This window comes from Streptomyces sp. A0592 (assembly GCF_004795115.1).
Lineage (GTDB): Bacteria > Actinomycetota > Actinomycetes > Streptomycetales > Streptomycetaceae > Streptomyces > Streptomyces erythrochromogenes.
The window spans coordinates 140,402-149,626 of record NZ_SSBM01000018.1; the positions used below are offsets into that span (position 1 = coordinate 140,402).

Consider the following 9,225-nt stretch of genomic DNA (forward strand, 5'->3'; position numbering starts at 1 on the left):
CCGCGGCGCGGGGTTCAGCCGAGTGGTGGGAGGGGTTCGCGGGCGGTGTGCCAGGAGTGGGGGAGGGATGCGGTGCCCGTGCGGGCGGCGATCACGCCGCCCGCGATGGCGCAGGTGGTGTCGATGTCGCCGCGGCCGGCGACGGTGGACCACAGGCCCTCGTGCAGGTCGTCGAGGTGTCCCGCCGCGCACCAGAGGGCGTAGGGAACGGTGTCGGGGCCGGACATCCGGTAGCCGGAGCCCAGGACCTCCGCGGCGTGGCGGACCGAGGTGTGCGCCGGCATCCGGGCCGCGACCCGCACCCCCGAGCGGACGTCGCTGTCGGGCAGTCGGGCGGCGACCTCCCCGAGGAAGTCCGGGCGGGCCGGTGCGGGGCCGCCCCGGCTGCGCGTCGCGAGCGCGGCGGCGACGGCCACCGCCACCGCCCCGGCCACCGCCTCCGGGTGGTGGTGCGAGACCACGCTCTGCTCGGCGGCCCGTTCGGTGACGGCGTCGAGGTCGGCGGCGTGCCAGGCGCCGAGCGGGGCCACGCGCATGGCCGCGCCGTTGCCCCAGGAGCCCTGGCCGTCGAACTGCCCGGCCACCACCTCCCGCCACGGCTCGCCCGCGCCGATCCGGCGGAGCACGTCGTGCATGGAGGCACCGTAGCCGCGGTGCGTGTCGTCGGCGTAGGCCTCGGCGAGGCGGCGGGCGAAGCGGTCCTGGTCGATCGTGCCGCCGCCCGCGGCGAGTTCCCGGACGAGGTCGACCGCCTGGGCGGTGTCGTCGGTCCACTGCCACAACGGCTCCGGGGGCACGATCCGTGCCTCCAGGGCCGCCGGGCCTTCGCGGCGCAGGATGCCGAACCAGCGGTCACCGAAGGCATCGCCGAAGGCGAGCCCGGACAGGGAGTCGAGAGCGGCCGCAGGCACATTGATCATCGGGGCAGTATCACAGGGCGCTGGTGCCCCCGGCATTCCGTTTTACGCGGGCCGGTACAGGCCGCGGAGGCCCGGCCCGCGGGCGGTTACGGCTCCTGGGGGGCCGGGAGCGCCTCGACCAAGTGGCCGTCGCGCAGTTCCACTACGCGGTCGGCGAGTTCGATCAGGTTGGGGTCGTGGGTGGCGACGAGGATGGTGACCGACTCGCTGCGCACCACCGCGCGCAGCAGCTCCATGATCGACCGGCCCGTTTCGGAGTCGAGCTGGCCCGTGGGCTCGTCCGCGATGATCAGGTCGGGGTCGTTGGCCAGGGCGCGGGCGACCGCCACGCGCTGCTGCTGGCCGCCGGAGAGCTCGCCCGGGCGCTGCTCGGCGTGGTCCGCGAGGCCGACCAGGGCGAGCAGGGTGCGGGCGCGCTCCTCGCGTTCCCGGGCCGGCATGCGGCGCAGGCGCATGGGTACGCCGACGTTCTCGGCGGCGGTGAGGACCGGTATCAGGCCGAAGGACTGGAAGACGAAGCCGATGCGGTCGCGGCGCAGGGCGAGCAGGTCCGGCTCGCCCAGGGTCGCCAGGTCGGTGCCGTCGACGCTGATCCGGCCGCTCGTCGGGGTGTCGAGGCCGCCGACGAGGTTCAGCAGGGTGGTCTTGCCGGAGCCCGACCGGCCTTTGAGCGCGGTGAGTTCGCCCCGGCGGACCTCGAAGGACACCCCGCGCAGGGCGTGGACGGCCTGTGCCCCGCTGCCGAAGCTGTGGTGTACGTCGTCCACGACCACGATCGGTGTGCCGCCGGCCCCCCGCGCCGCCGGGACCGTGGCCGTTTCCTGCTGGTCCGTCATCGCCTGTACCCCCCGTTGGGTCGTCTGAGCGGAGCGTCTGGCTCCGGATCTCGCGCCCCGCTCACGCTGCCACTGCAACATCCTGATCGCATTTGCGCATCCGTCGCACCAATCACGCAAGCCCCTTCCGTCCATGGCTCGAATCTGACAACATCGTCCGCTATCCGGTACCTGGGGTCCGGATGGGGGAGGAACTCAACACGTGCTCGGCTTCGTCGTGCGCCGGCTGCGCGGGCGATGGCCGCTCGCCGTCGCGGTGCTGCTCACCGTACTGATCACCGCGACCGCTCTGACCGCGCTGACGGCTTTCACCCGTGGCGTGGGGGAGGAAGGGCTGCGGCGGGCCCTGACCGGCCCGGAACAGCCCCGGACCGCCGTCGTGATCACCAGCGGCCATCCCGCCGACTCCCGCACCAAGGACGACGAGTCCGTCCGGGCCTACGCGGACCAGGTGTTCGGGCGGCTCCCCGTGGCCACCGAGAGCGTGGCACGCAGCCGTTCGTACGGACTCCCCGGCACCGCCGCCTCGGGGCAGGACGCCGACCTGACCCTGCTCGCCGCCTTCGGCCGGGAACACCTCCAGCTGCTCGCCGGCCAGTGGCCCGGGCCGGTCGCCGCCTCCGGCGCCGGCACGGCCACCGCCCCGGCGCCCGTACAGGTCGCCGTGCCGCGCGCCGCCCTCGCCCGGCTCGGCCTCGCCGAATCCGCCCTGCCCGCCCCGGTCCGGCTCGACGACCGGTTCGGCGGCCCCCAGCTCACCGTGCTGGTCACCGGCGTGTACCGGGCCGCCGACCCGGACGCCGGGTACTGGCGGCTCGACCCGCTCGGCGGCCGCGAGGTCCAGTCCAGCACCCTCGCCACCTACGGCCCGCTCATGGTGGACGACAGCGCCTTCACGGCGGGCGTACTCCTCCAGAACTACCGCCTCACGCTGCTCACCGCGGACCTCGGCACCCTGCGCACCGCCGAGGCCGAGGCGATCCGCAGTGCCGCGGAACCCGCCGCGGCCGCCCTGGAGCACAGCACCTCCCTCCGGGCCGCCACCGACCTGCCGAAGGTCCTCGCCGAGCTGGACTCCGGCCTGCGCGTCGCCCGTTCGACCCTGATGATGGGCGCCCTCCAGCTCGCCGTCCTCGCCACCGCCGCACTGCTCCTCGTCTCCCACATCGTCACCGCCCGCCAGGAGCCGGAGCGCGTCCTGCTCACCGCCCGCGGCGCCTCCCGCCGCCGGCTCGGGGCCCTGAGCGCGGCCGAGTCCCTGCTGCTCGCCCTGCCCGCCGCCGTCCTGGCGCCGCTGCTGACCCCGCCCCTGCTGCGCCTGTTCGGCCGGTTCGGACCGCTGGAGCGGGTCCACCTGGAGATTCCGGACACCTGGCTGGTCTGGCCCGTCGCGGCCGGCTGCGCCCTGGCCTGCGTCCTGCTCACGACCCTGCCCTCCGTCCTGCGCGGTGCCTCGGCCGCCGTACTGCGCCGCGCCGGCAGCCGCCAGGCGGTGGTGGCCGGGGCCGCCCGCTCCGGCCTGGACCTGGCTGTGGTGGCCCTCGCCGTCCTCGGCTACCAGCAGCTTTCCCAGTACGGCGGTACGGACGCCCCGCCGCCCGCCACCGGCTTCGGCGGCGGGCTCGGCGTGGACCCCGTCCTGGTCGCCGCCCCGGCCCTCGCCCTCTGCGGGGGCACCCTGCTCGTCCTACGGCTGCTGCCGTTCGCCGCGCGCGCCGGGGGACGCCTGGCCGCACGCGGCCGGAGCCTGGCCCCGGCCCTCTTCGGGTGGCAGCTCGCCCGGCGCCCCGGCCGGGCCACCGGGCCCGTGCTGCTCCTCGTACTCGCCGTCTCCAGCGGCATCCTGGCCCTCGGCCAGGACGCCGCCTGGTCCGCGTCCCAGCGCGACCAGGCCGACTTCGCGACCGCCGGCGGTCTGCGGATCTCCGCAAGCAGCATGCCGGCGATGGGACAGGGCGGACGCTACGGGGCACTGCCGGGCGGCGACCGCCTCAACCCGGTGGTCCGCCGCGAGCAGCAACTGCCCGGCGGGGTCGTCGCCGACGTCCTCGCACTCGACGCCGCCAAGACGGGCGAACAGGTACCGCTGCGCGCCGACCTGCGGGGCGGCCGCGACATGCGCGAGCTCTTCGCCCCGCTCGCCGAAACCGCCGACCGGGCCCCCGGTGTCGCACTCCCCGGCAACCCGCGCCGGGTCGACCTCGATGTGACCCTGCGGTCCTCCGGCACCGGCTGGGCCGCCGTCAGCGTGCTGCTGCGCGACCGGTTCGGGGCGGTCCACGGCACGCAGTCGGTCACCCTGCCCGCCGGCGGCGACACCACCCTCGCCTTCCCCCTGGACACGCTGACCGGCGCCCCGGTCGGATCGGCCGCGGCCCCGCTGACCCTGGCGGGCCTGCGCCTCTCCTACGCCGGGGACGGCGGCCCGCCCGGCGACGGCAGCGAACTGACCCTGCGCCGGATCGCCGTCTCCGACACCGTAGACGGCGCCGCGGCGGCGGTCCCCGCACCCGCCACCGCCGCCCCGGGCGGCTGGCGTTCCCTGCCCCCGCAGGGGCAGCGCATCCAGCGGGCCCCCGAACCGACCCCCGTCGCGGCCGGATCCACGGACCTGGCGCGGTTGCGCTACTGGGGCGGGTTCGGCACCGACAGGGGCGTCACCGTGGTCCTGTTCCCGGCGCCCGCCGCGCCTCCGGCCGACGCGGTCCCGGCCGTCGCCACCACCCGCTACCTGCGCAGCGTGGGCGCCTCCGTCGGCGACACCGTCCCGGTACCGATGGACGGGGCGACCGTCCCCATGCGGATCACCGCCGCCGTGGACTCCCTCCCCGTGGCCGGACGGACGGCGCTCGCCGCCGACCTGCGCGTGCTCGGCCGGTTCCTGCTGGAGTCCGCCGGCCGGCAGCCCGGCGCGCCCACCGAATGGTGGCTGCCCGCCGCCTCGGCCGCCGACCCGGTCCCGGCCCGCGCCGCCGCCGAACTGCGCGCGGGGGTGCGGACCGAGCGCGTCCAACTCCGCGAGGAGATCACCGACCGCCTGCTGGACGACCCGCTGAGCGCCGGCCCGCAGAGCGCGCTGGCCGCCCTCGCCGTCGCCTGCGCCGTCCTGGCGGCCATCGGCTTCGCGACCTCCACCGCGGCCGAACGAAGGGTGCGCGGCCGGGAGTTCTCCGTCCTGCTCGCCCTCGGTACACCGCGCCGCTCCCTGGCCATGGCGGCCGCCGCCGAGGGCGGGGTGCTGATCCTCATCGGAACCGCCGTCGGGACCGGGCTGGGCGTCGCCCTCGTCCATCTGATGGCGCCCCTGATCGTGCTGACCCCCTCGGCCGGGCGGCCGTTCCCGCCCGTGCAGGTGGACATGCCGCTCTGGCAGATCCTGCTGACGGCCGCCGCCATCGCCGCCGTACCCCTGCTGTCGGCCGTCTTCAGCGGCCCCCGGGGCCGCGACATCGCCGCCCGGCTGCGTCCCGTGGAGGAGATGTGACCACCCCGCCGTCCGCCACCCCGCCGCCGTCCGAGCCCCGGACGCCGTCGGCCCCCCGGCCGCCCGCCGCCCCGCGCTCCGGACCGCGGCCCGCGCCGTGGGTACGGACCCGGCTGCGCGCGGCCCCGCTCGGCACCCTGCTCGCCGCCGCGCTCGCGTTCGTCGCCGTCCTGCTCGCCGCCGCGCTGCCGAGGGCCCAGGACCGCGGCGCCGACCAAGCCCTGCGGTCCTTCCTGAACGAAGCCGGATCGACCCGCACCAGCCTCCAGGCGACCGCGCCGGCACCGGCCTCCGGGCAGAGCGCCCAAGCCCTGGACCGGACGCTGAAGAGCCTGCTCGCCCGGACCGGGAACACCTTCCACGTCGAGGCCGAGAAGGTCGTCCACGGCACCCGGACCAACAAGCGGCAGCCGCTGATGAATCCGGAACTGTCCCGCCCGCACCGCCTCCCGCCCGAGATGTCCCTGCTGTACGTCCAGCAGGCGCAGGACCACGTGAATCTGGTGGAGGGGCGCTGGCCGACCGGCACCCCCCGGCCCGCCGGAGGCGCCGCGTACGCGCCGCCGCTCCAGGTCGCCCTGTCGCGGCAGGCAGCCGAAACCATCGGCGCCCGCGTCGGATCCGTCCTGGCGAGCGCCCCCCTGGTCGACGGCACGCCGTCCGTCGAGGTCGTCGGCCTCTTCTCGGTCCCGGACGAGACCGAGGACTTCTGGGTGGGCCTGGACTGCCTCCCGCGCGCCTGCAAGAAGACCGTCGGGGAGAGCTACCTGTGGGAGGCCGACGCCCTGATCGGGGCCGGCGACCTCGACCGGATGGACCTCTGGGGCCACGACGCGCAGGACTTCTGGCGCCTGCCGGTGGACGTCGACCGCCTGCGGGCCGACCGGCTCGACGCCACGAAGAAGGAGATCGCCTCCTACGTGGCCGGCCCCACCGCCGCCACCCTCTCCTTCGAGACCCGCCGCGAGCGGCTGCGGACCACCTCGTGGCTGCCCGAACTGTTCGAGCAGGCCCACGAACGCAGGCAGGCGGCGGCGCCGCTCGCGCTGCTCGGACCCGCCGGGGTCGGCGGGGTCGCCTTCGTCGTCCTGTGTCTCGCCGGCGCGCTCGCCGCGGACCGGCGGGACGCCGAACTGCGGCTGCTGCTGGCGCGCGGTGGCTCCCGCTCCGCCATCGTCGGCCGGCTCCTCGGGGAGGGCGCGGTGACCGTCCTCCCGGCCGCGGCCGCCGCCACCGCACTCGCCGTGCTCCTGCTGCCCACGCCCCGGCTCGCCCCCGCGCTGCTCTCGGCCGCGACCGTCGCCCTGCTCGCCCTGCTGGCCTTCCCGGTACGGGCGGCCGTGCTGCTCACCCCGGCCCGCCCGGCCGGGCGCTGGCGCCGGCCCGTGGCCGAACTGCTCGTCCTCGCCGCCACGGCCGCCGCCGTGCTGGAGGTCCGCCGCCGCGGGGTCGCCCCGGCCGGCAGCGACCCGGACCCGCTGCTGGTCGTGTCCCCGCTGCTGCTCGCCCTGTGCGGGGCGCTGCTGCTGGCCCGGGTCCAGCCGGTGGTGACCGGATGGTTCGCCCGGGTGGCCGGCCGCCGCTCCGGACTGGTCGGCTTCCTCGGACTGGCCCGGGCCGCCCGCGGCTCCGGTGCCCGCGGCGCCGGCAGCCCGGGCCCCTCGGTCCTGCCGATGGTCGCCCTGCTCCTCGCCATCACCACCGGGGGGTTCGGAGCCGCCGTCCTGCAGTCCGTGGAATCGAACCGGCTCGGCGTCGCCCGGCTGGCGGTCGGCGGCGACGCGGCGATCTCGGCCTTCGGCAAGGCGAACCTCCCGGACGGCCTCGCGAAGGCCGCCGGTGAACTGCCCGGCGTACGGACGTCCGTGCCGCTGTGGATCGACCACGACTCCGCCCTCGTCGGCACCGTCCAGCGCTCCAGCCAGGTCAACCTGATCGTCGTCGAGCCGGCCGCGTACGCGGAACTGTCCCGCGTCCTCGGCTGCGGCTCCTTCGACCCCGCCCTGCTGGCCACGGGCGGAGGGGATTCCGCGGACGCGCCGGTGCCCGCGCTGTTCAGCTCCGGCGTGGCGCGCCTGGGCGGCTCGGGCACCTTCACGGTCCAGCCCGGCAACGGCGCCGAGGTGCGGGTCCGGGGCGCCAAGGTGATCGACTGCACCCCGGCGGTCCCGGCCGCGGACGCCGCGACCGTCGTCCTGCCCGCGGGCCGAGCGACGGCCCTCATCGGCGGCTCCGACCGCCCGAACCGGTGGTTCGGCCTCGGCCCCGTCGACGGGGACCGGCTGCGCGCTCTGGTCCGGTCCGCACTCCCGCCGGAGTCCGCGACCCCGGCCGCGACCGGGGCGGCCTCCCCGGCCGATGCCGCGGCGGCGTCCGCGTCCCCGGCGGCCCCTGCCACCGGGGCGCAACCGGCCGACGAGGTGTATCCCGTACGCACCAGCGCCGACGCCGTCGCCGAGCTGGGCGCCGACCCGCTGCAGCGATCGGCGGAGCGCCTCTTCTGGGCCTCCGTCGCCGGAGCGGCCGGCTTCGCCCTGCTGGCCGTACTGCTGACGCTGATGCGGACCGTCCCCGAACGCGCGGCGCTGCTGGCCCGGCTGCGCACGATGGGCCTGCGCCGGCGGCAGGGCGTCGCGCTGATCCTCGCCGAGACCCTGCCGCAGACCCTGGCCGCGGCACTCGGCGGGGCCCTGGTGGCCGGCGCCGCGGTGACGCTGCTGGGTCCGGCGATGGACCTGACCACCCTGGTCGGCGCGAGCGTGCCGACCGGCGTACGGCTCACGGCAGGGCCCGTACTGACCCAGGCCCTGGGCCTGGCCGCCCTGGTCGCCGCGGCCGTGCTCGTCGAGGCGGCGACATCCGGGCGACGGCAGATCACCACCGAGTTGAGAGCGGGAGACCAGCGTTGAACAGCGACCAGCCGACGTACGAGGAGCTGCGCCGCCGGGCGACGGCCGCCGCGGAGCCCCGCACCCCGGCGACGGACGCCGCCATCGCCTGCGACCGCCTGGTCCGGATCTTCAGCACGGACGGCATCGAGGTCCAGGCCCTCCAGGGGCTGGAGCTGACGGTCGCGCAGGGCGACCTGGTGGCCCTCGTCGGCGCCTCGGGCAGCGGCAAGTCCACCCTCCTGAACATCCTGGCGGGACTGGACGTCCCGACTGCGGGCAGCGCGGCGGTCGCCGGCTACGACCTGCTGGAACTGACGGCCCGCGACCGGCTGCGCTACCGGCGCGAAGCGGTCGGGTTCGTCTTCCAGCAGACGGCCCGCAACCTGCTGCCGTTCCTGACGGCCGCCCAGAACGTGGCCCTCCCGATGCAGTTGAAGGGCGGCGGCGCCCGGCGCGGCGCGGGCGCGCGCCACTCGGCCCGGGTGGCGGAGATCCTGGACGCCCTCGGAATCGGCGACCTGGCACACCGGCGCCCGGCGGAACTGTCCGGCGGCCAGCAGCAGCGCGTCGCGATCGCGGTGGCGATGGCCAACGACCCCAAGGTGCTGCTGGCCGACGAACCCACCGGCGAACTCGACTCGGAGACGGCAGCGGCCGTCTTCGAGGCCTTCCGCACGGTCAACAAGGAACTCGGCGTCACGGTGGTCATCGTGACGCACGACCCCATGGTGGCGGGCGAGGTCCGCCGCACGGTCGCGATCCGCGACGGCCGCACCAGCAGCGAGGTGCTGCGCCGCCTGGTCACCGACGAGCACGGTGAGGAATCGATCAGCGAACGCGAGTACGTCGTCCTGGACCGCTCGGGACGCGTCCAGCTCCCCGCGAAGTTCCTGGAAGCCCTGGGCATGGAGCACCGCGTGGCGGTCGACCTGGCAGCGGACCACATCGAGCTCCGCCCGGACCGCGTCTAGGTTCTGTCCGGCGGATCATGCGCGGAGCCAGAGTCTGATGGCTGCTGTGGTGATGGTGCCGTGGAAAACGTAGGCGCGTTTGTCGTAGCGGGTGGCGACGGCCCGGTGGTGTTTGAGCCGGTT

Annotated in this window: 5 protein-coding genes and 1 pseudogene; 3 read left to right on the forward strand and 3 right to left on the reverse strand. The window is 76.2% G+C overall.

Translation table 11 applies throughout. The features are described from left to right. Positions 1–14: 14 nt before the first annotated feature. Together E6U81_RS24585 and E6U81_RS24590 are read right to left on the reverse strand one after the other, a co-directional pair. Positions 15–920: an ADP-ribosylglycohydrolase family protein gene (locus tag E6U81_RS24585; protein WP_136232257.1), complete on the reverse strand. Its 906-nt coding sequence runs from the start codon at positions 918–920 to the stop codon at positions 15–17. An 86-nt stretch (positions 921–1,006) separates the two neighbouring features. After that, positions 1,007–1,756 carry an ABC transporter ATP-binding protein gene (locus E6U81_RS24590; protein WP_136232258.1) on the reverse strand — a complete coding sequence of 250 codons (750 nt, stop codon included), beginning with the start codon at positions 1,754–1,756 and terminating at the stop codon, positions 1,007–1,009. A 202-nt stretch (positions 1,757–1,958) separates the two neighbouring features. Here E6U81_RS24590 and E6U81_RS24595 point away from each other — a divergent pair, with 202 nt between their 5' ends. From E6U81_RS24595 to E6U81_RS24605, 3 genes are read left to right on the forward strand one after another with little or no spacing between them, the layout of a single operon-like run. Then, positions 1,959–5,240 carry an ABC transporter permease gene (locus E6U81_RS24595; protein WP_136232259.1) on the forward strand — a complete coding sequence of 1,094 codons (3,282 nt, stop codon included), beginning with the start codon at positions 1,959–1,961 and terminating at the stop codon, positions 5,238–5,240. Further along, the gene (locus E6U81_RS24600) at positions 5,237–8,149 is read left to right on the forward strand and encodes a hypothetical protein (RefSeq protein WP_136232260.1); all 2,913 of its coding nucleotides are present in this window, start codon (positions 5,237–5,239) and stop codon (positions 8,147–8,149) included. Before E6U81_RS24595 ends, E6U81_RS24600 begins: the two co-directional genes overlap by 4 nt. A gap of 26 nt (positions 8,150–8,175) precedes the next feature. Beyond that, positions 8,176–9,102: an ABC transporter ATP-binding protein gene (locus E6U81_RS24605; protein ID WP_240803997.1), complete on the forward strand. Its 927-nt coding sequence runs from the start codon at positions 8,176–8,178 to the stop codon at positions 9,100–9,102. Positions 9,103–9,117: 15 nt separating this feature from the next. Here E6U81_RS24605 and E6U81_RS24610 read toward each other — a convergent pair. Beyond that, positions 9,118–9,225, reverse strand: a pseudogene (locus E6U81_RS24610) (IS5/IS1182 family transposase); the annotation flags it as partial.